General features: G+C 46.3%; 1 protein-coding gene. It reads left to right on the top strand.

All coding sequences use genetic code 11. The features are described from left to right. A partial coding sequence (locus HC175_RS22990) for an SIS domain-containing protein (protein ID WP_168140077.1) occupies positions 1-294 on the top strand: 294 nt, incomplete at both ends.

The raw sequence follows: 294 nt of genomic DNA, 5'->3' as shown, positions 1-294 counted from the left end.
GACCTTGCCCGCATTCCGGTGGAAGTAGAATATGCATCAGAATTCCGTTACAGGAATCCAATCATAAATCCAGATGACGTGGTGATCGCGATCTCTCAAAGTGGAGAAACGGCAGATACTATGGCGGCTATAAAATTAGCAAAAGAAAAGGGAGCCTTTGTTTTTGGCGTGTGTAATGTTGTAGGTTCTTCCATATCAAGAGAAACTCACGCAGGGGCCTATACACATGCCGGTCCTGAAATTGGAGTGGCTTCGACCAAAGCCTTTACCACTCAGATCACCGTGCTTACTCTG

The sequence above is a fragment of the Salinimicrobium oceani genome, assembly GCF_012037645.1.
This window is presented reverse-complemented; position numbering and strand designations above follow the sequence as displayed.